The organism is Vibrio sp. S457-15, assembly GCF_000960545.1.
Lineage (GTDB): Bacteria > Pseudomonadota > Gammaproteobacteria > Enterobacterales > Vibrionaceae > Vibrio > Vibrio parahaemolyticus.
Genome location: NZ_JYOQ01000028.1, coordinates 1 through 22,928 on the forward strand (window position 1 = coordinate 1; position 22,928 = coordinate 22,928).

Sequence of the window (22,928 nt, forward strand, 5' to 3'; positions counted from 1 at the left end):
AGAATTTGCTTGGCGACCATAGCGTTTTGGACCCACCTGACTCCATTCCGAACTCAGAAGTGAAACGAAATAGCGCCGATGGTAGTGTGGGGCTTCCCCATGTGAGAGTAGGACATCGCCAGGCTTTAATTTAGTTTTTTCCTTTTTAAAAGGCGAAGACAAAAGTTAAGAGAGCCCGTTTGTAAAAGCGGGCTTTTTTAGTCCTCACGGACACAAATAATGTGCTGATATGGCTCAGTCGGTAGAGCGCATCCTTGGTAAGGATGAGGTCCCCAGTTCGATTCTGGGTATCAGCACCATTTATTATTTGTTTTATGTTTTAAATTAAAGCCTAAAACAAAATGTAAAGAATTTTACTTGGCGACCATAGCACTTTGGACCCACCTGACTTCCATTCCGAACTCAGAAGTGAAACGAAGTAGCGTCGATGGTAGTGTGGGGCTTCCCCATGTGAGAGTAGAACATCGCCAGGTTCTTATTTAGACTCCAGAGTCTAACCAGTGCGGAGCGGTAGTTCAGTTGGTTAGAATACCGGCCTGTCACGCCGGGGGTCGCGGGTTCGAGTCCCGTCCGCTCCGCCACTTATTTAGAAAGCCTTGCTAGAAATAGCAAGGCTTTCATCGTTTAAGGCCAAGTCATTTTCCCCTTCAGAGAAACTAATTCCGTTTCAGTGCTCGGTACTTATTCCAACCCTTGTAGTCCGGCCATTTATACGGAATCCTCATTCGCAATAGCGATGCTCTCTCATCTACAAGCACCTGTCTTTGCCTATCTGTATTCTAGGCATATACAAACTAATTTGACTCATTTTGGTTTGCTTAAGAAGAATAAGCTTTATGGCTTTGTTGATTCATTTAGTCCTAGCCTAAAAGCTTTGGTTTTCATTTGTGTCTTGAGTCTAGCTTCAGTATAGTTAGTATTTCGTTGCCATATCATCATGTTGAGACTCGAAGTTATCAAATGAGTCTCGCATTTATGCAATCTTTGAATTTTCGAACTGGCTTGCTATGTGATCCATTCCTAGTCCTTATACTCACGGCTTTTTCGCTTGTTAATGTCAACACTGTCAGAAAACTTTGTTTGCTTTGCTGATTTCTACTAGAAGGATTACCCTAAAAGGAGTTCTCGTAGGAGTTAGTCTGGTGATGCAACAAATAAAAAATGAAACCTTAAAAGAAGTATTTAAACAATGGGCTTCCGACGACGGAGTTGTGGTCATCAACCCTGCAACTGAGCAAGAGTTAATTCGCTTGAAACCGAGTTCAATTGAAGAGTTGGATTGCCTCATTGAAGCGTGTTCGGCTGAACAAGTTCGATGGGCTAAGTTGAGTGCGAAAGAGCGATCTAGCTGTTTGAAAAACTGGCATCAATTGTTGATGGAACACGCTGAAGATATAGCGACCATTATTACATTGGAACAGGGTAAGCCATTGTCTGAAAGCCGCGGGGAAGTGAGCTACGGGGCATCTTTTGTAGAGTGGTTTGCAGAAGAGGCTAAACGAGCTTATGGCGAAGTTATCCCAGCTCCTGCTGTAGATAGACGTTTATCTACAATTAAACAGCCTGTAGGCGTGTGTGCTGCGATTACACCGTGGAATTTCCCTATTGCTATGATCACACGAAAAGCGGCACCTGCGTTAGCTGCTGGATGTGGGATGATCATCAAACCGTCCGAATTGACCCCTCTGACCGCACTAGCGGTTGTTGAACTTGCGTATCAGGCTGGTATCCCTAAGCCGCTTTTACCTGTTGTTATTTCTGAACAGGCCGCTGAGTTTGGTCAGGTGTTATCGATGGATCCTAGGATCAAGAAGATTTCATTTACGGGTTCGACTCGCGTCGGCAAAATTTTGATGAAGCAGGCTAGTGAAACTGTTAAAGCGGTATCGATGGAACTTGGAGGTAACGCTCCGTTTATTGTTTTTGAGGATGCTGATTTGGAATCAGCTGCTAATGGGCTTATCGCGTCCAAGTTCCGTAATGCAGGGCAAACGTGCGTGTGTACAAACCGTTTATATGTACATCAAAATGTCAAAGAGCGCTTTATGGAAAAAGTGCTCGCGAAAATGATGGAGCTAAATGTTGGGAATGGCTTGGAGTCTGGTGTGACAGTTGGGCCAGTGATCACCATGGCTTCTAAGCATCGTCTGGAGGCTGTTATTGATCAGGCGTTACAAGAGGGGGCTACCATTGCTAACCGTCCTCAAAAGCTCGCAGGGCGCTTTATGGAGCCTGTAATTTTGGATAATGTCGATCAAGGCATGGCTATCGTGCAGCAAGAGTTGTTTGGGCCAGTATTACCCGTATTAACATTTGAAGATGATGAACAAGTGTTAGCAATGGCCAATGATACTGAGTATGGCTTAGCTTGTTATTTCTATACCGATAGCCTTAAACGAATTATCAAGTTCACTGAAGGCTTGGAATACGGAATGGTTGGTGTGAACGAAGGTATTATCTCGACAGAAGTTGCGCCATTTGGTGGTATTAAAGAGTCAGGTGTTGGGCGTGAAGGCGCGAAACAAGGGCTCGATGAATACCTAGAGACGAAATACATATGTCTTGGTGGCTTAAACTGATCTTTGGATGAGAGTGCAAAAGAGAAAGCTGGGTTTCTAAACCTGGCTTTTTTGTTTATAGAGCAAAGAGGAGAGAAGGGTGTATTTCTTCCAGATGCAAAAAAGCCGCATCAAGTGATGCGGCTTCTTCTAATATGGCTCCCCCTACTGGACTTGAACCAGTGACCTGCGGATTAACAGTCCGTCGCTCTACCGACTGAGCTAAGGAGGAACAAATTTTAATAAGTGGTGCCGACTACCGGAATCGAACTGGTGACCTACTGATTACAAGTCAGTTGCTCTACCTACTGAGCTAAGTCGGCACATTTTCATTAACAAGTAATTAACTTGCCAATTGAAAGTGGCTCCTCCTGCTGGGCTCGAACCAGCGACCTGCGGATTAACAGTCCGTCGCTCTACCAACTGAGCTAAGGAGGAATTGTCTTTTCTAAGAATAAATGGTGCCGACTACCGGAATCGAACTGGTGACCTACTGATTACAAGTCAGTTGCTCTACCTACTGAGCTAAGTCGGCGTACCGTTATTCTTTATATTGTTCGTGTTAGACACCAACAATTTTAAATTGTGGTGCCCGGAGGCGGAATCGAACCACCGACACGAGGATTTTCAATCCTCTGCTCTACCGACTGAGCTATCCGGGCGACGAGGTGTATTAAAAGGCTTTTCGGCTTTCAGGTCAACAATAAAATTTAAATAAAATATCGTTTGATGAAAATGTGCTCGGAGTGGGCTGTTTTTATGCGTTTTAAATAGGGATACACCATGTTTTAAGCTTTTCTAAGAAAGAAATTACGAGCTTGTTTGCTAAATAAATGCGACGAAAACAAAAAAAGCACGTTTGAAAACGTGCTTTTTAGTGAACAATTGACTTTAAACTAGTGCTTTACGGAGAACTTATTCACCCATCCTTCCAGTTCATTTGCCAAAGAGGCCAAACTTTGGGTGCTCGATTGGCTCTCTGTTACCACTGAATTTAGCTTACTTCCGCTCTCTTCAATCAGATTTATGCGGTGTGCAATGTCATCACTGACTTGCGTTTGCTCAGCTGCTGCCGTCGCAATTTGCTGACTCATTGCTGTGATAGATTCAAGCGCGGTAACGATCTGTTGGAGAGCTTCTGATGCATTCATCGATTCAGTTACTGTGCTTTCACTTGTTTCCGCACAGATTTCCATTGTATGAATGGCATTGCGAGAGCCTTCTTGAAGATTCGAGATCATGTGTTGGATCTCTTTTGTGCTGTCTTGAGTTCGACCTGCAAGATTACGCACCTCATCTGCTACTACAGCAAAGCCTCGTCCTTGTTCGCCTGCTCGGGCTGCTTCAATTGCAGCGTTCAAGGCTAATAGGTTGGTTTGTTCCGCAATATCCCCGATTACATCCAGAACTTTCACGATGTTGTTTACATCTTGATCGAGATCGGCAACCGCTTTACTTGCAGTATTCAGCTGAGTCGCAAGACCTTGGATGTTATCTACCGTACTGTGGATCAGTGATTGAGTGTGCTGACTTTGTTTATCTGCTTCATCGGTATTACGTGCTGTGTCACTAGCAGAGCTTGCCACATGGTTAGCGGAAGAAGCCATTTCTGTCATCGCTGTTGCAATCATTGCGGTCGATTGCTGCTGAGAAACGGTAAGATCGGCGATGGAATTTGAGCGCGACTCTACTGCTGATAGCTCATCGCGTAGAGCGTGCATCGATTGTTCAAGGTTAGTCACCATGGTTGCCAATGATTGGCTCATATTCTGAACCGCATGGTAGATACTGCCTTTTGGAGCGACGGTATCAAAGCTAGTTTGGATGTTACCTTGTGCAACCGCTTGAACCGCTTCTCGTACATCGTTAGGTTCACCTCCTAAGAGATTGAGCATTTTGCGAATTGAGATGATCAAGCCTCCAAGAATTGAACCTGCGATAACCAGACACAGCATAAGCTGCCACTGTGCTGTCGACCAAAAACGTGCATTCACTTCATTAAAGCCAATACCTGTGCCGACAACCCAACCCCAATGTGGTGTTTTTTCTGCTATTGAGTGTTTTTCTTCAATGCTGCCGTCGGCCTGTTTTTGGCTCCAGGTATATTCAACAATCTGACCTGTTTTGCGACCCAAAACATCTAGGATGAGTTGGCCTACGCTATTACCGCTGCCATCTTTAAAGTCATGGAAACTGGTTCCGTGTAGTTGAGGATCTAGTGGTGCGGCAATAAACATCATATTTTCGTCCGCCACATAAACGTACTCGTTGTCTTTGTAGATGTTGTTACGCAGTAGGCGTGTTGCGAGTGCTTTTGCTTCCTCTTCAGGCATCTTGCCTTCAACTGCCATTTTTTCTACTTCAGTCAGAATGCTGTATGCACTCTTGAATAGCTCAGTTACTCGAGCTTTGTTATCGAGGTTACTTGCGACGCGTAAGGTCCATAAACCTGTAGCGGTCAAGGCTAGCAAAGCTAACAGTATGATCGCGGATAATAAGTAGGCTTGAGTTTTTAATTTCATATTTGGCTCACAAAATGTGTCATTGCTATGCAAAGCATGGCTTATGTCAATAATCTAATAGCCGACGCATCTTATTGAAGAAGTGGTATTACGCCTACAAGCACGTATTGAAACTATGATGAGGATTAAATTTTTAGCGTGAAATAAGTATTTTTGAAGAGGGGATTTAATATTCGGTGATGTTTGGATATGAAGTGCGAAGCAAAGGAATATTAAAATGGAGAATAGGGCAGATGCAAAAAAGCCGCATCAAGTGATGCGGCTTTTTAAATTGGCTCCTCCTGCTGGGCTCGAACCAGCGACCTGCGGATTAACAGTCCGTCGCTCTACCAACTGAGCTAAGGAGGAACTATTCTGTTTGTGTCTTGCCATTCAGCAAGTGCACCAAATATGGTGCCTCGAGGCGGAATCGAACCACCGACACGAGGATTTTCAATCCTCTGCTCTACCGACTGAGCTATCGAGGCAAAAGAATGGTGCCGACTACCGGAATCGAACTGGTGACCTACTGATTACAAGTCAGTTGCTCTACCTACTGAGCTAAGTCGGCACACTTTATTCTTTTTAGAAGAGTTCAACTCTTCATCTTTTAGAATCTCACTTAAGTGAAACTCTGAAAAGTGGCTCCTCCTGCTGGGCTCGAACCAGCGACCTGCGGATTAACAGTCCGTCGCTCTACCAACTGAGCTAAGGAGGAATTGTTCTTTTAACAACAAAAAGTTGTTTGTGTCTTGCTAATCATCAAATGAAGCAAGCGCACCAAATAATGGTGCCTCGAGGCGGAATCGAACCACCGACACGAGGATTTTCAATCCTCTGCTCTACCGACTGAGCTATCGAGGCAAAAGAATGGTGCCGACTACCGGAATCGAACTGGTGACCTACTGATTACAAGTCAGTTGCTCTACCTACTGAGCTAAGTCGGCACACTGTATTCTTTGTGCTTTTGTTCGTGTAATAACTTTTGCTAAGACACCAACAAATCAAATTGTGGTGCCCGGAGGCGGAATCGAACCACCGACACGAGGATTTTCAATCCTCTGCTCTACCGACTGAGCTATCCGGGCAACGGAGCGCTATTAAACGGATTTTCCCGCTTTGCGTCAACCACTTTTTTTAAATAATTTCAAAAAAGTGGTTGTTCGAACGCTTTTTATTCAACTGTCATTACAAAGTGTGCTCAGAGTTAAATTCCTTTTTGAAATTTGTAACTTTTTCTAGGTAACGACGCGCTTCAGCGTTCGGATGTTTCTTAGTTAGCGCCCAATAAACTTGGTTGGGTTGCAAAGAATTGAGATCTCGCATCGCGCGTTTTCGGTCACTGCGATTAAATGTGTTTAAAACACCACCAGTTCCACCGTTGTAAGCGGAAATCATACTGTACTCTAACGAAGTTGGATGCTGAACTTCGCGTAAATAACGGTTTTTGAGGATGTAGAAGTAGGCGGTTCCTGTGTCAATATTGTTTTCTGGGTTGAACAAATACTCTGGGCTAGGTTGTCCTGATTTGTTCTTTACGAGCTTAAATACATCACGACCAGCGGTTTTAGGCACTACTTGCATCAATCCATAAGCATTGGCCCAACTTACTGCGTAAGGGTTAAAACTGCTCTCGGTTTTGATGATGGCGTAAATCAGATCTTCAGGAATGTCGTATTTTTTTGACGCGCGACGCACGATATCCGCGTATTGGTAACTACGCTGAGAGAAGTGATCCTCTACCATTGGAATCTCAACGTAATACGCTTTTTTAAAGTCTACATCTTTGGTTTTGATGTTATTGGCAATCAGATAGTCAGCGAAGCGATTCGCGCGCCATGACCATTGAATGGGCTTTTTATCTTGATCGAGCACCTGTTTGTACAAAAAGGGTTGGCCTTCGAGTTTGATCTCTTTCGATGAGAACAAGTCGACGTTTGCTGGATCATCTGGCGTTAGCAATGTGGTGATGATCGCGTTCTTCAAGTGTTTTTGTGGTTCGGTCGGAGAAACGGTCTCGATAGTGATAAGACCTTTCTGGAAATCCACTTCTGCCCGACTTAAATAATTGTCGATGTATTTAACGTAGTTACTTTTACCTGCGAACTTCACTTCACGTTGTCCCCAACGCTTTTTGATATTGCCTGAGAAGCTATTGATTAACGCATCGAGTGCGGCGGTATCTTTCTCAAACTGGCCTGGTAGCTCTGCTAGATTGTTTGCAAAGCGGTTGGTTGGCTCGTAGTTCACGTCATAAATTTTTTCGACGAATTCGCGGCTACAGCCTGCCAATAAGAGAGCGGTGGCAATAAAAGCAATTTTCTTCATAAGTTTTTAGGTGATGAGGACAAGACGCTGGAGGAAAAATGACATCACAGTTTAGGTTGTGATGTCATTGCTTTTGAACAAATTGGCTTTATTCGCTTGGTGGTGTGTAACCTTCAATGTGAACGTCTTTGCCTTCGAATAGGAAGTTCACCATTTCGGTTTCGAGCAGTTTACGATGCTCTGGATCCATCATGTTGAGCTTTTTCTCGTTGATCAACATGGTTTGTTTGTGTTGCCACTGAGCCCAAGCTTCTTTCGAGATGTTATCGAAAATGCGTTTACCTAGTTCACCTGGGTAAAGTTGAAAGTCCAGGCCTTCGCCTTCTTTCTTTAGTCGAGCACAAAACACAGTGCGGCTCATAATGACTCCTTGTATTCAATTAACGAAGTTCGTGAGGTAGCGCTTCCAATAAAAGTTTCACTGGTGCGGCTAACCCCACTTCTTCAGGTTGAGATAAGTTATACCAAAGACCTTTGCTGCCTTCCATTACCACATCGGGTTGCTTTGACAGGTCAATCAAAATCGGTGTGATATCTAGGTGGTAATGACTAAATGTATGGCGAAACGTGATTAACGTTTCCTGCTTATTGATGTCGCTGGCTTTTATACCACGTTGCTCAAGTAGTAAATCGATATCGCTTTCGACGTCCACATGTTCGGTTTGTGGGAAGCAAAATAAACCTCCCCAAATGCCAGTTTGTGGTCTTTGTTCTAACCATACTTCGTGTCCGTTCTCACTGTGGTGATGAAGCATCACGAAGCGGGTTTGTTTGACCGGTTTTTCTTTCTTCGGTTTTTTACCCGGGTAGTCGAGCACGTTCCCTTGTTTTTTCGCCACACATAAATCAGCAACAGGGCATAGGGTGCACTTAGGTTTGCTGCGGGTACAAACCATCGCCCCCATGTCCATCATGGCTTGGTTATACTTATCTACATCAGTTTGCGGAGTATGCGCTTCGGCAATTTCCCATAGCTGATTTTCAACTTTCTTCTGGCCTGGCCAACCTTCTACAGCAAAGCAGCGTGATAGCGTTCGTTTTACGTTGCCATCAAGAATGGCATGCGGTTGCTTGTGTACCGATGACAATACGGCTGCCGCGGTTGAGCGACCAATTCCAGGAAGCGCATTCATTTGTTCTAGATTAAGTGGAAACTCGCCACTGTATTTATGGGCGACCTCTTTAGCTGCTTTATGAAGGTTGCGAGCACGCGCGTAATAACCTAGTCCAGTCCAAAGGTGTAGCACTTCATCTTGCTCTGCGCTCGCAAGGTCGACGACAGTCGGAAAGCGTTCCAAGAAGCGTTGGTAATAAGGAATAACGGTAGTGACCTGTGTTTGCTGAAGCATGATTTCAGACAACCAGACACTGTATGCGGTTTTGTTTTGTTGCCACGGAAGATCTTTTCTTCCGTATGCGTCATACCATTCTAAGATGGCACTGGCGAAAGGGGTCACGACTTGCTCTGTATTCTATTATTGGTTAGGGGCAAAATTGCACCACAGAATGGGTAAGAAGTACAACTGGTAAACAGTGGGGATATTACAGGGGGGGGGATGGCTTTTGGGTAGCGATAGGCCACAAGCTCAACAAATACTTGCACCCGAGTAAATTCTTTGGATAATCCCCGCTTTGATTAATCAATGTGCAGGCAAAATCAATGAGTGAAGTAACCACTAACGAATACAACGAAGACGGCAAGCTGATCCGTAAAATCCGCAGTTTTGTACGTCGCGAAGGTCGTCTAACGAAAGGCCAAGAGAACGCGATGAACGAGTGCTGGCCAACAATGGGTATCGACTACAAAGCAGAACTTCTTGATTGGAAAGAAGTGTTTGGTAACGATAATCCAGTCGTACTAGAAATCGGTTTTGGTATGGGTGCTTCATTGGTTGAAATGGCAAAGAATGCGCCTGAGAAAAACTTCTTCGGTATTGAAGTACATAGCCCAGGTGTTGGTGCTTGTCTTTCTGATGCACGCGAAGCGGGTATCACTAATCTTCGCGTAATGTGTCACGATGCGGTTGAAGTGTTTGAGCACATGATCCCAAATGACAGCCTTGCTACGCTACAATTATTCTTCCCAGACCCTTGGCACAAAAAGCGTCACCACAAGCGTCGTATCGTGCAGCTTGAGTTTGCTGAAATGGTTCGTCAAAAGCTTATCCCGAACGAAGGCATTTTCCACATGGCAACAGACTGGGAAAACTACGCAGAGCACATGATTGAAATCATGAACCAAGCGCCAGGTTTCGAAAATATTGCGCAAGACGGTGACTTTGTTCCTCGTCCTGAAGATCGTCCACTGACGAAGTTTGAAGCTCGTGGTCACCGTCTAGGTCACGGTGTGTGGGATATTAAATACAAACGCACTGCTTAAGGAGTCAGTTGATGTACCACTACGCGATATTAGCGAATCCGGGTCACAACCGAATTTACTTTGATAGCGCAATGACCATTGCATGCTCAGAGCTTAAAGCGATTTTGGCCTCTGAAGGTGTTGAAGTGACTGAAATTGGCAGCAAAGACGTGGGTTTACCTGCGGCGCTGGTGTTTTCTTGTGAGCAAGCGTTAAGTGAAGCGCAGTCTCGTAAGATTGCCGCATCTTCTATCTATTACGCGCTGTTTGAAGTGCGTGAAGATGGTTTGCTTCGTCCAATTCAGGCGCCTGCATTCAATACTTTCCCTGAGAGCATGAGCCAGATCCTGCGTTATACAGGTAAAACCAATGAGCAGTTTACTCGCTTGATGGTTAACCTTGGCGTGAGTGCTGCAAATACTGACAGCACGCAGCTAACGCTGATGGATCCAATGTGTGGTAAGGGTACGACACTGTTTGAAGGTTTGATCCATGGCTTGAATGTCGTGGGTGTAGAGATCAACCAGAAATGGGTTCAAGAGATCCAAACCTTCATCGTTAAGTTTATGAAGAATGGCCGCTTCAAGCACAAAGTGAGCAAAGAAAAGCGCACTTCTGGTGGCAAGAAAGTGGCAGATGGCTTCGTTGTTGAAGCGGCTGCAAGTAAAGAAGACTACCTCCAGGGTAATCTTCAAACCATGAAGTTGTATTCAGCAGATACCCGTATCGCTGACCAAGTTGTGAAGAAAAACTCGGTTGACGTCATGGTGTCTGACCTACCTTATGGTGTGCAGCACGGTAGCAAAAATGCCAAAGACAGCAAGCTGAACCGTAGCCCACTAGAGCTTTTGAAAGAGGCTCTGCCTGCATGGAAAGTGGTGCTGAAAAAACAAGGTTCTGTAGTGCTGTCTTTCAATGAATTCACGTTGAAATGGAAAGATGTCGCGGCATTATTTGAAGAGCAAGGGTGGAAGGTACTTTCAGAAGAGCCTTACATCGGTTATCTTCACCGTGTTGATCAATCTATCAACCGCAATATTATTGTGGCAGTGAAACCATAATCGAATCTTCGATAACTAATCCGATGAAAAGCCAACGCTCTGTTGGCTTTTTTTACCTCTGAGCGAATACTCTTGTGACAAGAAGGTAGACAATGAAACCGACAGCGGAAATTTTGACAGATATTCTGGCGGAAGTACGCCCTTTGATCGGCCAAGGAAAAGTGGCGGACTACATTCCGGCTCTGGCAAAAGTACCGAATAATAAATTAGCTATTGCGGTATACACCAATGAAGGTGAAGTGATTAAGGCTGGCGATGCCGATGAGTCTTTTTCTATTCAGTCTATTTCGAAAGCACTGAGCCTAACGTTGGCCATGTGCTTGTACAAACAAGAAGAAATTTGGGCAAGAGTTGGTAAAGAGCCATCAGGTCAGGCGTTTAACTCGCTGATTCAGTTGGAGATGGAACAGGGTATTCCACGCAACCCGTTTATTAACGCGGGTGCAATTGTTGTGGCTGACTTGCTGCAAAGTCGTTTGTCCGCACCTCGTCAGCGCTTACTTGAGTTTGTTCGTCAGTTGTCGGGCGATACTCACATTGTCTATGACAAAGTCGTGGCCGCGTCGGAAATGATGCACGGCGATCGCAACGCGGCGATTGCTTACCTAATGCGTTCATTCGGGAACTTCGAAAACGAGGTTATTCCTGTGCTACAAAACTACTTCCATGCCTGTGCTTTAAAGATGAGCTGTGTGGACTTAGCAAAAACCTTTAGCTACCTAGCCAACAAAGGCACTTCCGTGCAAACGGGCAAGCCAGTGGTGTCACCAACACAAACGAAGCAACTGAATGCATTGCTCGCAACTTGTGGTTTGTACGATGGTGCCGGTGAGTTTGCTTACCGTGTGGGTATGCCGGGTAAATCTGGCGTCGGTGGCGGCATTATTGCCGTGGTTCCGGGTGAAATGACCATTGCGGTTTGGTCTCCAGAACTTGATGCATCAGGGAACTCGTTGGCGGGTACGAAAGCACTGGAACTGCTCTCTGAGCGAATTGGCCGTTCGATTTTTTAGTGTTAACTGTTTCTATACAAAAAGCCTCTCGTCTGAGAGGCTTTTTTGTAGTTCGCGTGGTTTACTCTTCGTCTTCTTCTGCCATAAAGGCTTCAAGTAAGTCGTTGAGGAACAGCTTTCCTTTCTCGGTGAGCTGCCAGTGCGTCTCCGTTTCACTCAAATAGCCTATCTCTAACGCCCAATCAATGGTGTCTTGAATGGTACTGAGCGGTAAGCCCGTGGTATCCACATAATCTTGCTTCGGACACGCTTCCATCAAGCGGAAGCGGTTCATGAAGAACTCAAATGGGCGGTCTTCATCGGCAACGAGCTGCTCGGTATGCAAATACGGCTTTACCATATTTTGATAAGCTGCCAAGTAGCCACGAGGATGCTTCACTTTCGTGGTACGAATGATGCGGCCATCGGCAAAACTCAATTTGCCATGCGAGCCACAGCCGATGCCAAGGTAATCGCCAAAGCGCCAGTAATTCAGGTTGTGCTGACACTGATAACCCGGTTTGCTGTAACCAGATATTTCGTACTGAACGTACCCTGCTGCTGCTAGCTTTTCATGCCCTTGTTCGAAGATGTCCCACAAGTCATCGTCATCTGGTAGTGTCGGTGGCTTGTAGTAGAACATGGTGTTTGGTTCGATGGTGAGCTGATACCAAGACAGGTGCGGCGGTGCGAGCTCAATCGCTTTGTCCAAATCGGCTAGCGCTTGTTCGATGCTTTGATCGGGTAAGCCGTGCATTAAGTCGAGGTTAAAGCTGTTCAAACCAATTTGATGGGCAAGTTTCGCTGCATTAACGGCTTCGCCTTGACCATGAATTCGTCCTAGACGCTCCAACTTCTCCTGCTCAAAGCTTTGAACTCCGATGGAAATTCGCGTGACCCCCGCTTTACGATAACCCACGAAACGCTCTGCTTCGATGGTGCCAGGGTTTGCTTCCATAGTGATTTCAATGTCTGGCTTGAATGGAATTCGCGCTTCGATGCCTTTTAGCAAACGCTCAATGCCTTCTGCAGAAATCAAACTTGGCGTACCTCCGCCAATGAAGATGGAATGCAGCGGACGCGGTGCGTCATTTAAGCGGTACTTATCAATATCGGTATCCAGATCTTCTAGAAGGGCACTGATGTACTCTTCTTCTGGGATCTCCGCTTTAAGCGCATGGGAGTTAAAGTCGCAATAAGGGCACTTTTGTACACACCATGGGATGTGTACATACAAGCTGAGTGCTGGGGGCGTTAACATGGACAAGTTCACTCGATCTTACTGTGCGGTTTGCGCTGATAACTGAGCAAACAGTGATTTCAGTGCTTTACCGCGGTGAGACAACTGCTTTTTACGTGCCGGCTCTAGCTCTGCTGACGCACAGTTATCTTCTGGTACGAAGAAGATAGGGTCGTAACCAAAGCCATTTTCGCCATGTGCTTCAGTCAGAATGCGACCTTCCCATTTGCCATGACAAACGATAGGTGTTGGATCGTTCTCGTGACGCATCAATACCAATACGCAGTGAAAACGCGCGGTACGCTCTGCTTCTGGCACGCCTTCCATTGCGGCTAGCAATTTCTCTAAGTTCTCTTGGTCAGAGGCTTTTTCGCCTGCGTAACGTGCTGAGTAGATGCCCGGTGCACCTTTTAGGAAATCGACTTCCAGACCAGAATCATCTGCAATCGCTGGTAAGCCAGTTTCTTGCGCGGCATGGCGAGCTTTAATGATTGCGTTCTCAATGAATGTGGTGCCCGTTTCAGCAACTTCTGATACGTTGAATTCACTTTGCGCTAATACTTCAAAACCGAAGTCAGACAGTAGATCTGCCATCTCGCGAACTTTGCCTTGGTTGCCTGTTGCTAGCACAATTTTTTTCATGGGAATCTCTTTTAATAGTGATAGAGGAGAACAAATCGCTCTCCTCTAGATATTCTGGAACTGATAGAGGCTTTTGGCCTACTTAGATCAAAAAGCATTTAGATCATCACAACCCAATTACTCTTCGACAAAAAATTTCTGGGTGAATTTAAGCTTACCTGAGCCTTTGTTTCCAGCTTTAACGTCAATATCGAAGGTAAAAGTTTCTTCGTGAGTAATTGGCAGCTCGGCTAAGTAGTAAATGGCTTCACCTTCTTTAATTTCACGAAAGGTCAACTTTTGAGTTTGACCAATTAAGTTTTTCGCGTGTCCGCCTACCTTCGCCTCGACCGCTGGCTTACCTAAAGAGGCGCTGTCTAACACGCTGATGTTCACTACAGCCACGTAACCATTACGTTTGATGTCGTAGCTGCGAGCGACTTTAGGTGTCAGGAAAGTCGAGTTAAAAGCCACATAGTGTACTTCGATGTTTTTCATGTTTTTGAACTGTTCAGCAAAGGTCGGTAATGACAACAGACTGATCAGTAATGCGGTAATCCATTTGCTCATTGTTACTTCCTCAAAGCACTCGTTATGAGCCAACCATAGTTGCACTTTTACCCGAGTGGCAGGTTAAAAAAGCATGTCCGATAGTTGGTACTAGTAAGTGTGGTACAAAATTATAAATAAAAAGCCATCATAAGATGGCTTTTACTTCAGCGGGTATCTGTACGGGCGATTCTATCCGAATTTGTTTGTGCCGTCCTAGTTCACCTTTTTCTATTTGAACCAAACCCTTAGCGATTTTGAACTGCTTGGCTAAGAACTTAGTGAGGTGAGCATTGGCTTTGCCATCGACAGGCGGTGCAGTGATGGCGATTTTGAGCTCTTCACCGTGCAAGCCGACGATCTTATCGCGGCTTGCTTTTGGTTGAATATAAAGCTTAAGGACGATGTCCTCGCCATCTTGCCAAACTGCTGCGGACATTACAGTTGGAACCAAATAGGACCAATGATATCGCCCATCAAGAAGTTTGCGAATTGCAAACCGATGAACAGAACCAGCACGCTCAAATCCAAGCCGCCAAAAGCAGGAAGCACGCGACGAATTGGTGCGCACATTGGCTCGGTCAATTGATGGAACACGTATTCAATTGGGCTACGACCTTGGCTCACCCAGCTTAGGATTGCGCGAATCAACAATACCCAGAACAGAAGGCCACCAGCAGCTTTTAGTAGCGATAACAAACCCAAGAATAGGAAATCAACACTAAAAGAGACAGAGCCGTTAGACGCAATCAGAATCAGCGCGACAAATTTCAACACACACAGCACGTAAGCAAACAGAACCGTTGCAAGGTCAATATTGCCGATAGATGGAATAACACGACGCAGTGGGCCAATGACTGGCTGAGTCGCTTTTACAATAAATTGCGAGAACGGGTTGTAGAAATCTGCACGTGCAGCTTGCAACCAAATTCGCAAAATCACGACCATGATATACAGGTCAAATAGGGTTGAGATGAGAAAACTCATTGAATTCATAAGGTACCCTTAACAAGTAGTGGATGATGTTTCTTGAGAATCATCCAGATAATTAAAACAGTTTTTCCATTTCTTCTGCGCGAGCAACCGCAGCTTGCATGGCTTTTGCAACGATGTCCGTTAACTGATGTTCGTTGAATGTACGAAGTGCTTCGGCGGTTGTGCCGCCTTTCGAAGTCACGTTTTCACGCAGTGTCGACAGTTCAGTGTCTGGATTGCTCACCACCATACTTGCCGCACCCAGCGCTGCTTGTTGAACCAACAAACGAGCCGTTTCTTTATCAAAACCTTGAGCTATCGCTTCAGCTTGCATCGCTTCCATAAACAGGAAGAAGTATGCCGGAGCGCTGCCTGCTGCTGCAATCACATTGTTGATGCCAGATTCTTGTTCCACCCAGCAAACTTTACCAACCGCTTGCATCAGTTCTGCGGCAAAGGCTCTGTCTTGTTCTTTGACATGTTCTGGAGCGAATAAGCCACTCATGCCCAAACCCAACTGAGATGGAGTGTTTGGCATTACGCGAACCAAATTCAATTTTGTCGCTAGCATCTCATCCAAACGTGAACAATTGATGCCTGCCGCAATAGAAATCACGAGCTTGTTGCTAAAGTCGATAGATTGCAGAGGTTTACAAACATCCGCCATCATTTGTGGTTTCACAGACAGAACCACCACATCGGCCTCGGACGCTGCCAGCATGTTGTCGCTGGTGGTGCGGATACCAAAATCTTGCTCAAGCGGCAGACGACGCGCCTCTGATGGGGCGGTTGCAACAATGTTTTGTGCAGGGTAGCCGTTAGCCACGAGGCCAGAAACAATGGCTCTGACCATGTTTCCCGCACCGATAAAGGCGATCTTTTTATGTTCCATTTGTCTGATTTCCATCATGATATTTACGATTTATTGTGCGCTCAGGTGTATAATGGCGCCGCTTTGCGTTAACCGCTGTTTCATCGCGGTATCAATTAAGCATTTTCGCTTTTAAATGACTATTCACTTTTCGTGCTGTAGTCTCGCGCGCCAAAGATAGCCGTTCCGATACGAACCATGGTGCTGCCTGCTTCAATCGCAGCGGTCATGTCGCCACTCATGCCCATCGATAAGGTATCGATTTCTGGGTATTGCTGTTCAAGGGCTTGCTTCAGTGTCGCTAGCTTCTCGAACTCACGAAGCTGGGCGTCGTAGTCTGACACGTTCGCAGGAATCGACATCAATCCTCTTAAAGTGAGGTTGGGAAGGTGAGAAATCAACTCAGCCAGTTCGAATATTTCTGCGTCACTAACGCCAGATTTGGAATCTTCACCACTGGTGTTGACTTGAATCAGCACTTGCAATGGTTTGAGTTCTTGCGGACGTTGCTCATTGAGTCGCTGTGCGATCTTAGCGCGATCAATGGTGTGAACCCAATCGAAATGTTCAGCAACAAGTCGCGATTTATTCGATTGAATCGGGCCAATGAAGTGCCATTCGATTCGATTATCTGGATAATGCTCGGCAAAGTGCTGAACTTTACTGACGCCTTCTTGGACGTAGTTTTCACCAAACGCGGTTTGTCCCGCTTGGTAGGCTTCGAGAATTGCCTCGACAGGTTTAGTTTTGCTTACCGCTAGAAGTTGCACTGACTCTGGAGATCGACCACATTTTTGTTCGTCGCGTCGAATTTGAGAGGTGATATGTTCAATATTTTGTTGAATACTACTCATAGCTGTACTTTAGACTTAAGGATTTTAAATGGATATCACTGAGTTACTGGATTTTAGTGTAAAACATAATGCTTCGGATCTACATCTTTCTGCAGGTGTACCACCAATGGTTCGTATTGATGGTGATGTGAGAAAACTGGGCATTCCAGCGTTTACACACCAAGAAGTGCATCGTTTGGTTTTTGAAATCATGAACGATGCCCAGCGCAGTGAGTTCGAAGAAAAACTCGAAGTCGATTTCTCTTTTGAATTGCATAACGTTGGCCGTTTTCGTGTCAACGCTTTCAACCAATCTCGCGGTTGTGCGGCAGTGTTCCGTACCATCCCAAGTAGCATCCCAACTCTGGAAGAGCTAGAAGCGCCAGAGATCTTCAAAAAAATCGCGAATGCTGAAAAAGGTTTGGTTTTGGTTACTGGCCCAACGGGTTCTGGTAAATCGACAACCTTAGCAGCCATTGTTGACTACATTAACCGTAATCACAACAAGCATATCCTCACAATTGAAGATCCGATTGAATTTGTTCACAACAACAATAAGTGTTTGATCAACCAACGTGAAGTTCACCGTGATACCCATAGCTTCCAAAACGCGCTACGCAGCGCATTGCGTGAAGACCCGGATGTGATCCTTGTCGGTGAGATGCGTGACAAAGAAACCATCAGCCTAGCGTTAACGGCGGCAGAAACGGGTCACTTAGTTTTCGGTACGTTGCACACCAGTTCAGCAGCAAAAACCATCGACCGTATCATCGATGTGTTCCCAGGTAGCGACAAAGACATGGTGCGTTCCATGTTGTCTGAATCCCTTCGTTCGGTTATCGCGCAAAAACTTTTGAAACGTAATGGCGGTGGTCGTATCGCTTGTCACGAAATCATGATGGCAACGCCCGCGATTCGTAACTTGATTCGCGAAGACAAAGTCGCGCAGATGTACTCAATCATTCAAACGGGTGCTGCGCATGGAATGCAAACCATGGAACAAAATGCCCGTCAGTTGATGGCGCAAGGTATGGTTTCGCGCGAAGAAGTCGACAGCAAGATTGGGCTTGAAGTGCAGCAATTCTCGTAACGCTCATACAGATAATGGTGAATACGGAAGATGGATCTGAATAAATTTCTTGAAGGTATGTTGACGCTAAAAGCGTCGGATCTTTACATCACGGTTGGTGCGCCAATTCTATTTCGTGTGGATGGCGAATTGCGTCCGCAAGGGGAGAAACTCACCGAACATGATGTTGCAAAGTTGCTCGATAGCGCAATGGATCCGGATCGGCGTCAGGAGTTTCGCAAAAGCCGCGAATCAAACTTTGCTATCGTCAGAGATTGTGGTCGCTTCCGTGTTAGTGCTTTTTTTCAGCGAGAACTGCCGGGAGCAGTCATTCGCCGTATCGAAACCATTATTCCTACTTTTGAGCAGTTAAAATTGCCTTTAGTGCTGCAAGACTTAGCGATTGCCAAGCGTGGTTTGGTGCTGGTGGTCGGCGCGACTGGCTCGGGTAAATCGACCACGATGGCGGCGATGACGGGCTATCGAAACAGCAACAAAACCGGTCACATCTTGACGGTCGAAGATCCGATCGAATTTGTGCATGAGCATAAGCGTTGTATCGTGACTCAGCGTGAAGTGGGTTTGGATACCGAAAGCTATGAAGTCGCACTGAAAAACTCGCTGCGCCAAGCGCCAGATATGATTTTGATTGGTGAGATCCGTAGCCGAGAAACGATGGAATACGCGATGACCTTCGCCGAAACGGGTCACTTGTGTATGGCAACGTTGCACGCCAACAACGCCAACCAAGCGTTAGAGCGTATTCTCCATTTGGTGCCTAAAGATCAAAAAGAGCAATTTTTGTTTGATTTGTCGATGAACCTAAAAGGCGTGATTGGTCAGCAGCTGATCCGTGATAAGAATGGTCAAGGGCGTCATGGTGTGTTTGAAATCTTGCTAAACAGTCCACGAGTGTCGGATTTGATCCGTCGTGGTGATTTACACGAATTGAAGTCAACCATGGCACGATCCAATGAGTTTGGCATGCTGACGTTTGACCAATCGCTCTACAAGCTGGTGATGCAAGGTAAGATCAGCGAAGAGGATGCACTGCACAGCGCGGATTCTGCCAACGATCTTCGTTTAATGCTGAAAACACAGCGTGGTGAGCCGTTCTCTACAGGTAGTCTTGCCAACGTCAAAATCGATATGGATTAAGCGTATTCAAGACACAAAAAAGGTTGGCTTCTGCCAACCTTTTTCATTGTGCTTGCGAGGTTTATTCGCCCCAAAGCGCTTCAAACCAACTTTCCAGAATGACCACGGCAGATTGGCAGTCGATATTGCCTTTGGATAATGCTTTGTAGCCACCCATACTGAACAATTCTGCACGCGCTTCTGAAGTTGATAAGCGCTCATCATGCAATTCAACAGGCAAGCCATAACGACCTTGCAGACGCTTCGCGAATTTTTTCGCTCGCGGGGTGATGGTTTCTAAATCTTTACCATGCAAATCCGTTGGCAGGCCTACGACCAATAAGTCTGGCTGCCATTCTTTAATTTGTTTTTCGATGTCATCCCAATTTGGAATGCCATCATTGGCTTTAAACGCTTTCAGTGGTGAAGCGGTGCCAGTGATTTCTTGACCAATCGCGCTACCAATACTTTTAGTACCGAAGTCGAAGGCCATTATTGTGCGTGACATACAGTGTCTCAAATCTTAATGAAGTGGAAGTTAAGGAAGGCGGTTGCGTTACGCATGACCTGCGTCTGCCGACAATTGGCTTGGGTCGATACCTAGCTTTTCTACCGCTTTTTTCCAGCGCTCTGTAATGGGCGTATCGAAGATGATTTCTGGTGTGGCTTCGATGGTTAGCCAAGAGTTTTCAACCAGTTCATTTTCTAACTGACCAGCACTCCAACCGGAATAACCAAGAGCAACCAAATAGTCACTTGGCTCAGCCTCTGTCCCCAATACGGAAAGAATATCTCGCGAAGTGGTGACAGCAAGGTCATCGGTCATTTGAATGCTGGATTCATAGTAATCTTTCGGTTTATGTAGAATAAAACCACGGTCTTCTGAGATTGGACCGCCATTGTAGACGGGTCTATCTAAGCTGGCTTCAAACAGGCGCGGGTGAACAGGCTGCACGTCAACTTGCTTGAGCATGTTGCCTACGGTGATATCAACAGGCGCGTTGATCATCAGGCCCATAGCGCCTTCTTCGTTATGTTCACAAACGTAGATAACGCTATTCTGGAAATACGGGTCTTTCATTCCAGGCATGGCTACTAAAAAATGGTTTGTGAGGTTCATTTTCATACCGACCTTTAAGGCTCGTAAATGCACTTAAGCAAACTCGCGACTATGTGCATGAGTTTGCTTAAGATAATGTCTGGTTCTCTACTATAACTGTACTATAAATTCAGTTATTCGCCTTTCACACGACGTTCAATGGCATCCATCAGTTTGCCAGTAATAGAAATGTCGAATGCCGCTTCGATTTCACGAATACAAGTTGGGCTAGTCACGTTGATTTCAGTTAGCTTGTCGCCAATCACATCAAGACCAACAAAGATAAGACCTTTTTCTTTTAGAGTCGGAGCAACAGCTTGAGCAATCTTCATATCTGTTTCGCTTAGCGGACGAGCTTCACCAGTACCACCAGCGGCTAGGTTGCCGCGCGTTTCGCCTTTAGCAGGAATACGCGCAAGACAGTAAGGCATCGGTTCACCGTCAACAACAAGAATACGCTTATCACCATTGCTGATGTCTGGCACGAAGGTTTGCGCCATCGCGTAGTTTTGACCATGGTTAGTCAGCGTCTCGATGATCACCGACACGTTTGGATCGTTTTCTTTTACGCGGAAAATTGAAGCGCCGCCCATACCATCAAGAGGTTTGAGGATCACATCGCCGTGCTCTTCACGGAAGGCTTTAATTTTTTCTGCTTTGCGTGTCACGATTGTAGTTGGCGTAAGTTCTGGGAACCAAGCGGTAAACAGTTTTTCGTTGCAGTCGCGTAGGCTTTGAGGTTTGTTAACGATCAATGCGCCTTGTTCTTCAGCACGCTCAAGAATGTAAGTCGCGTAGATGTACTCGGTATCAAACGGAGGATCTTTGCGCATGAGTACCGCGTCGAGCTCAGACAGTTCGATCGTCTGCTCAGATTTGAACTCGTACCAGCCGTTTGGATCTTCTTTCAGCTCAACCACTTTAGTGTCGGCAATCGCTTTGCCTTGGTCTAGGTGAAGATCGTTCATTTCCATGTAGTGGATTTCATAGCCGCGGCGTTGCGCTTCAAGCATCATGGCAAAGCTAGAGTCTTTCTTGATGTTAATGGACGAGATTGGGTCCATTACAATACCGAGTTTGATCATTATTTTTCTCCGTTTTAACCAAGATCGCCGAAACGAACTTGTAAGGCTGTAATTGCTGTCAAAGCCGCAGTTTCGGTGCGTAGAACGCGGGGGCCGAGTAGCGTCTCTTCAAATTGGTATTCGCGGGTCATATCGATCTCTTCTGACGACAAACCGCCTTCAGGGCCGATCAGAAGACGCACTTTCTCTACAGGTGTCGGCAGGGTGTTGATTGAGTATTTTGCACGAGGGTGAAGGTTGAGCTTTAGACCATCGTACTCTTCTTGGCACCACTGTTCCAAGCTCATGATTGGGCGAATTTCTGGTACTACGTTGCGACCACATTGTTCACACGCACTGATCGCAATCTTCTGCCACTGCGCGAGCTTTTTCTCAAAACGTTTTTGATCCAGCTTTACGCCACAACGTTCAGAAATAAGTGGTGTGATGGTATTAACGCCAAGCTCTACTGATTTCTGGATGGTGAACTCCATCTTATCGCCACGTGAAATGACTTGGCCAAGATGTAAGTCGAGAGGGGATTCAATGTTGCTTTCGACGCGCTCAGTTACGTCAACGAGAACGTTCTTTTTACTGACTTCACTGATCACTGCTGGGAACTCTGCGCCACTGCCGTCAAATAATAGAACTTCTTGGCCTTCTTTCATGCGAAGTACTCGGCCGATATGGCCTGCAGCGTCTTCACTTAAAGCGATGGTACCAAGTTGATGAATGGTTTCTGGATGATAAATTCGAGGGATACGCATGAGATTTCCAGCAAGAGAATAAACTTAGTTCCTAACATGGATGCTTTCCACCGAAAAAACAAGGGGCAAGAGGCGTTTCGAATGAAGGAAACGCCTCAAACAAAGCTCGGGTGCGCTTGTGTTTTTACAGTGCGCGGCAAGCCTCTTGAACAAACGGGTTGTGGTTACCTTGTACTTTGGCGATGCGCTCGTCACGCTCACATTCCCATTTATCTACCGGATAGGTTTTGTTCCAAGCACTCATTAGCTGAGTTTGTTGCTTGGAGAGTTTGAATCCGTACTCCTTGCTCATGTACAGGTAAGTACGTGCAATCGAGCCGCGAGCTCTGTCGGGTGGCATTACTTTGCGTTGCTTGAAGTTCACTTGCATGTCGCAGCGGCCATAGCTGACACCATCCATGCCGTTCCATTGGCTGAAGTTGAAGTTAGAACGGTCTCCGTTCACCTCACCAATCGCTGGGGTCAGGTTGTGTAAATCCGCTTCCATGAGTTTAAAAGCCGTGTCGTTGCGCGAACAGTTTTTACGCCCACCGCTTTGCCAACACTGGAGCTGGTGGCCGAATTGCCAGGCAGGAACCACATGTTCCCATTCAATGCGAGCTGCGCGTTTTTCTTGTTTGCGAACTTGGTAACCGCAAGAGGCTAAGTCAGGAACCCCTTTTTTGCCTTGCCACTGGATATCACAACCGCAGTAAAAACTGCTTGGGTGGTCTTGATAGATTTTCACCGCTTCACGTTTGGCGGCAGAAAATGAGCTAGGAGGGGCAGAAAAAGCGGAACTAGAAAGAACAAAGAGAAACAGAGTAAACAAGTATTTCATGATTAAAGTCTTTAAAAAGTATGACTTTAATCATTCTACCACTCAGAGATTGGCTTTAGTAATGAGTCTGTTAATAATAAAAAC

The 22,928-nt window shown here is 45.8% G+C and carries 22 protein-coding genes, 14 tRNA genes and 2 rRNA genes; 10 read left to right on the forward strand and 28 right to left on the reverse strand.

Translation table 11 applies throughout. The features are described from left to right. Positions 1 to 8 precede the first annotated feature (8 nt). The 5 genes from rrf (UF05_RS02775) (at position 9) to UF05_RS02795 (ending at position 2,579) form a co-directional block, all read left to right on the forward strand. A 5S ribosomal RNA gene (rrf, locus tag UF05_RS02775) occupies positions 9 to 124 on the forward strand. 99 nt (positions 125 to 223) lie between these two features. Then, positions 224 to 299 (forward strand) — tRNA-Thr (locus tag UF05_RS02780). Between the two features lie 57 nt (positions 300 to 356). Continuing rightward, a 5S ribosomal RNA gene (gene rrf / locus UF05_RS02785) occupies positions 357 to 473 on the forward strand. Between the two features lie 31 nt (positions 474 to 504). Beyond that, positions 505 to 581, forward strand: a tRNA-Asp gene (locus UF05_RS02790). Positions 582 to 1,142: 561 nt separating this feature from the next. Then, the gene (locus UF05_RS02795; RefSeq protein ID WP_161618657.1) at positions 1,143 to 2,579 is read left to right on the forward strand and encodes an NAD-dependent succinate-semialdehyde dehydrogenase; all 1,437 of its coding nucleotides are present in this window, start codon (positions 1,143 to 1,145) and stop codon (positions 2,577 to 2,579) included. A 135-nt stretch (positions 2,580 to 2,714) separates the two neighbouring features. Here UF05_RS02795 and UF05_RS02800 read toward each other — a convergent pair. From UF05_RS02800 to mutY, 16 genes are all read right to left on the reverse strand, one after another. Continuing rightward, a tRNA-Asn gene (locus UF05_RS02800) sits at positions 2,715 to 2,790 on the reverse strand. 15 nt (positions 2,791 to 2,805) lie between these two features. Continuing rightward, positions 2,806 to 2,881: transfer RNA gene (locus UF05_RS02805), tRNA-Thr, on the reverse strand. Positions 2,882 to 2,920: 39 nt separating this feature from the next. Further along, positions 2,921 to 2,996 (reverse strand) — tRNA-Asn (locus tag UF05_RS02810). Between the two features lie 21 nt (positions 2,997 to 3,017). Beyond that, positions 3,018 to 3,093 (reverse strand) — tRNA-Thr (locus UF05_RS02815). A gap of 51 nt (positions 3,094 to 3,144) precedes the next feature. Beyond that, positions 3,145 to 3,220: transfer RNA gene (locus tag UF05_RS02820), tRNA-Phe, on the reverse strand. Positions 3,221 to 3,454: 234 nt separating this feature from the next. Next, positions 3,455 to 5,080, reverse strand: a complete 1,626-nt coding sequence (locus UF05_RS02825) for a methyl-accepting chemotaxis protein (protein WP_017449126.1) — start codon at positions 5,078 to 5,080, stop codon at positions 3,455 to 3,457. A 272-nt stretch (positions 5,081 to 5,352) separates the two neighbouring features. Next, positions 5,353 to 5,428 (reverse strand) — tRNA-Asn (locus UF05_RS02830). Between the two features lie 43 nt (positions 5,429 to 5,471). Then, positions 5,472 to 5,547 (reverse strand) — tRNA-Phe (locus tag UF05_RS02835). Positions 5,548 to 5,554: 7 nt separating this feature from the next. Beyond that, positions 5,555 to 5,630: transfer RNA gene (locus UF05_RS02840), tRNA-Thr, on the reverse strand. Between the two features lie 71 nt (positions 5,631 to 5,701). Beyond that, a tRNA-Asn gene (locus tag UF05_RS02845) sits at positions 5,702 to 5,777 on the reverse strand. 70 nt (positions 5,778 to 5,847) lie between these two features. Next, a tRNA-Phe gene (locus tag UF05_RS02850) sits at positions 5,848 to 5,923 on the reverse strand. A gap of 7 nt (positions 5,924 to 5,930) precedes the next feature. Beyond that, a tRNA-Thr gene (locus UF05_RS02855) sits at positions 5,931 to 6,006 on the reverse strand. Between the two features lie 65 nt (positions 6,007 to 6,071). Beyond that, positions 6,072 to 6,147: transfer RNA gene (locus UF05_RS02860), tRNA-Phe, on the reverse strand. A gap of 100 nt (positions 6,148 to 6,247) precedes the next feature. Next, complete coding sequence (gene mltC, locus UF05_RS02865) at positions 6,248 to 7,387, reverse strand: membrane-bound lytic murein transglycosylase MltC (RefSeq protein ID WP_005490305.1); 1,140 nt, start codon at positions 7,385 to 7,387, stop codon at positions 6,248 to 6,250. Positions 7,388 to 7,475: 88 nt separating this feature from the next. Then, positions 7,476 to 7,748: an oxidative damage protection protein gene (locus UF05_RS02870; protein ID WP_005482430.1), complete on the reverse strand. Its 273-nt coding sequence runs from the start codon at positions 7,746 to 7,748 to the stop codon at positions 7,476 to 7,478. A gap of 19 nt (positions 7,749 to 7,767) precedes the next feature. Next, positions 7,768 to 8,844 (reverse strand): A/G-specific adenine glycosylase, encoded by a 1,077-nt coding sequence (gene mutY, locus UF05_RS02875; protein ID WP_045545356.1) that lies wholly within the window; start codon positions 8,842 to 8,844, stop codon positions 7,768 to 7,770. 203 nt (positions 8,845 to 9,047) lie between these two features. Between mutY and trmB the strand changes: the two genes are divergently transcribed. From trmB to glsB, 3 genes are all read left to right on the forward strand, one after another. Beyond that, entirely contained in the window at positions 9,048 to 9,767 is a 720-nt protein-coding gene (gene trmB, locus UF05_RS02880) for a tRNA (guanosine(46)-N7)-methyltransferase TrmB (RefSeq protein ID WP_025510552.1), read from the forward strand. An 11-nt stretch (positions 9,768 to 9,778) separates the two neighbouring features. After that, complete coding sequence (locus tag UF05_RS02885) at positions 9,779 to 10,807, forward strand: TRM11 family SAM-dependent methyltransferase (RefSeq protein ID WP_005482466.1); 1,029 nt, start codon at positions 9,779 to 9,781, stop codon at positions 10,805 to 10,807. 92 nt (positions 10,808 to 10,899) lie between these two features. Then, positions 10,900 to 11,820 (forward strand): glutaminase B, encoded by a 921-nt coding sequence (glsB, locus tag UF05_RS02890; RefSeq protein WP_005482494.1) that lies wholly within the window; start codon positions 10,900 to 10,902, stop codon positions 11,818 to 11,820. 61 nt (positions 11,821 to 11,881) lie between these two features. Here the strand turns inward: glsB and hemW are convergent, their stop codons facing one another. The 7 genes from hemW to UF05_RS02925 form a co-directional block, all read right to left on the reverse strand. Continuing rightward, positions 11,882 to 13,060: a radical SAM family heme chaperone HemW gene (gene hemW / locus UF05_RS02895; RefSeq protein ID WP_045545355.1), complete on the reverse strand. Its 1,179-nt coding sequence runs from the start codon at positions 13,058 to 13,060 to the stop codon at positions 11,882 to 11,884. A gap of 18 nt (positions 13,061 to 13,078) precedes the next feature. Then, positions 13,079 to 13,681 carry an XTP/dITP diphosphatase gene (locus UF05_RS02900; protein ID WP_005482459.1) on the reverse strand — a complete coding sequence of 201 codons (603 nt, stop codon included), beginning with the start codon at positions 13,679 to 13,681 and terminating at the stop codon, positions 13,079 to 13,081. Positions 13,682 to 13,798: 117 nt separating this feature from the next. After that, on the reverse strand, positions 13,799 to 14,230 hold the full coding sequence (locus UF05_RS02905; RefSeq protein ID WP_045545354.1) for a DUF4426 domain-containing protein: 432 nt from the start codon (positions 14,228 to 14,230) through the stop codon (positions 13,799 to 13,801). 127 nt (positions 14,231 to 14,357) lie between these two features. Beyond that, positions 14,358 to 14,648, reverse strand: a complete 291-nt coding sequence (gene yggU / locus UF05_RS02910; RefSeq protein ID WP_045545353.1) for a DUF167 family protein YggU — start codon at positions 14,646 to 14,648, stop codon at positions 14,358 to 14,360. Beyond that, positions 14,648 to 15,205 carry a YggT family protein gene (locus tag UF05_RS02915; protein ID WP_005482440.1) on the reverse strand — a complete coding sequence of 186 codons (558 nt, stop codon included), beginning with the start codon at positions 15,203 to 15,205 and terminating at the stop codon, positions 14,648 to 14,650. The genes yggU and UF05_RS02915 overlap by 1 nt, the downstream gene beginning before the upstream one ends. A gap of 52 nt (positions 15,206 to 15,257) precedes the next feature. Further along, positions 15,258 to 16,076, reverse strand: a complete 819-nt coding sequence (gene proC, locus UF05_RS02920; RefSeq protein ID WP_005482485.1) for a pyrroline-5-carboxylate reductase — start codon at positions 16,074 to 16,076, stop codon at positions 15,258 to 15,260. Positions 16,077 to 16,195: 119 nt separating this feature from the next. After that, positions 16,196 to 16,909: a YggS family pyridoxal phosphate-dependent enzyme gene (locus UF05_RS02925; protein WP_023623289.1), complete on the reverse strand. Its 714-nt coding sequence runs from the start codon at positions 16,907 to 16,909 to the stop codon at positions 16,196 to 16,198. A gap of 28 nt (positions 16,910 to 16,937) precedes the next feature. Here UF05_RS02925 and UF05_RS02930 point away from each other — a divergent pair, with 28 nt between their 5' ends. Further along, complete coding sequence (locus tag UF05_RS02930) at positions 16,938 to 17,978, forward strand: type IV pilus twitching motility protein PilT (protein ID WP_005461712.1); 1,041 nt, start codon at positions 16,938 to 16,940, stop codon at positions 17,976 to 17,978. A 30-nt stretch (positions 17,979 to 18,008) separates the two neighbouring features. Then, positions 18,009 to 19,115, forward strand: coding sequence for a PilT/PilU family type 4a pilus ATPase (locus tag UF05_RS02935; RefSeq protein ID WP_005461714.1), 1,107 nt, complete (start codon positions 18,009 to 18,011; stop codon positions 19,113 to 19,115). 61 nt (positions 19,116 to 19,176) lie between these two features. Here the strand turns inward: UF05_RS02935 and ruvX are convergent, their stop codons facing one another. The 5 genes from ruvX to endA all read right to left on the reverse strand — a co-directional run bounded on the left by ruvX (position 19,177) and on the right by endA (position 22,844). Continuing rightward, positions 19,177 to 19,602, reverse strand: coding sequence for a Holliday junction resolvase RuvX (gene ruvX, locus UF05_RS02940; protein ID WP_005461715.1), 426 nt, complete (start codon positions 19,600 to 19,602; stop codon positions 19,177 to 19,179). A 48-nt stretch (positions 19,603 to 19,650) separates the two neighbouring features. Beyond that, entirely contained in the window at positions 19,651 to 20,214 is a 564-nt protein-coding gene (locus UF05_RS02945; protein ID WP_005461717.1) for a YqgE/AlgH family protein, read from the reverse strand. Positions 20,215 to 20,327: 113 nt separating this feature from the next. Then, entirely contained in the window at positions 20,328 to 21,278 is a 951-nt protein-coding gene (gshB, locus tag UF05_RS02950) for a glutathione synthase (RefSeq protein WP_005425823.1), read from the reverse strand. A 14-nt stretch (positions 21,279 to 21,292) separates the two neighbouring features. Beyond that, positions 21,293 to 22,024, reverse strand: coding sequence for a 16S rRNA (uracil(1498)-N(3))-methyltransferase (rsmE, locus tag UF05_RS02955; protein ID WP_005461719.1), 732 nt, complete (start codon positions 22,022 to 22,024; stop codon positions 21,293 to 21,295). A 124-nt stretch (positions 22,025 to 22,148) separates the two neighbouring features. Next, entirely contained in the window at positions 22,149 to 22,844 is a 696-nt protein-coding gene (endA, locus tag UF05_RS02960; protein WP_025632333.1) for a deoxyribonuclease I, read from the reverse strand. Positions 22,845 to 22,928: the final 84 nt, after the last annotated feature.

Coding starts and splice junctions, on each gene's coding strand:
- UF05_RS02825 (WP_017449126.1), bottom strand. CDS start 5,080: ATGAAATTAAAAACTCAAGCCTACTTATTATCCGCGATCATACTGTTA.
- mltC (WP_005490305.1), bottom strand. CDS start 7,387: ATGAAGAAAATTGCTTTTATTGCCACCGCTCTCTTATTGGCAGGCTGT.
- UF05_RS02870 (WP_005482430.1), bottom strand. CDS start 7,748: ATGAGCCGCACTGTGTTTTGTGCTCGACTAAAGAAAGAAGGCGAAGGC.
- trmB (WP_025510552.1), top strand. CDS start 9,048: ATGAGTGAAGTAACCACTAACGAATACAACGAAGACGGCAAGCTGATC.
- UF05_RS02885 (WP_005482466.1), top strand. CDS start 9,779: ATGTACCACTACGCGATATTAGCGAATCCGGGTCACAACCGAATTTAC.
- glsB (WP_005482494.1), top strand. CDS start 10,900: ATGAAACCGACAGCGGAAATTTTGACAGATATTCTGGCGGAAGTACGC.
- hemW (WP_045545355.1), bottom strand. CDS start 13,060: ATGTTAACGCCCCCAGCACTCAGCTTGTATGTACACATCCCATGGTGT.
- UF05_RS02900 (WP_005482459.1), bottom strand. CDS start 13,681: ATGAAAAAAATTGTGCTAGCAACAGGCAACCAAGGCAAAGTTCGCGAG.
- UF05_RS02905 (WP_045545354.1), bottom strand. CDS start 14,230: ATGAGCAAATGGATTACCGCATTACTGATCAGTCTGTTGTCATTACCG.
- yggU (WP_045545353.1), bottom strand. CDS start 14,648: ATGTCCGCAGCAGTTTGGCAAGATGGCGAGGACATCGTCCTTAAGCTT.
- UF05_RS02915 (WP_005482440.1), bottom strand. CDS start 15,205: ATGAATTCAATGAGTTTTCTCATCTCAACCCTATTTGACCTGTATATC.
- proC (WP_005482485.1), bottom strand. CDS start 16,076: ATGGAACATAAAAAGATCGCCTTTATCGGTGCGGGAAACATGGTCAGA.
- UF05_RS02925 (WP_023623289.1), bottom strand. CDS start 16,909: ATGAGTAGTATTCAACAAAATATTGAACATATCACCTCTCAAATTCGA.
- UF05_RS02930 (WP_005461712.1), top strand. CDS start 16,938: ATGGATATCACTGAGTTACTGGATTTTAGTGTAAAACATAATGCTTCG.
- UF05_RS02935 (WP_005461714.1), top strand. CDS start 18,009: ATGGATCTGAATAAATTTCTTGAAGGTATGTTGACGCTAAAAGCGTCG.
- ruvX (WP_005461715.1), bottom strand. CDS start 19,602: ATGTCACGCACAATAATGGCCTTCGACTTCGGTACTAAAAGTATTGGT.
- UF05_RS02945 (WP_005461717.1), bottom strand. CDS start 20,214: ATGAACCTCACAAACCATTTTTTAGTAGCCATGCCTGGAATGAAAGAC.
- gshB (WP_005425823.1), bottom strand. CDS start 21,278: ATGATCAAACTCGGTATTGTAATGGACCCAATCTCGTCCATTAACATC.
- rsmE (WP_005461719.1), bottom strand. CDS start 22,024: ATGCGTATCCCTCGAATTTATCATCCAGAAACCATTCATCAACTTGGT.
- endA (WP_025632333.1), bottom strand. CDS start 22,844: ATGAAATACTTGTTTACTCTGTTTCTCTTTGTTCTTTCTAGTTCCGCT.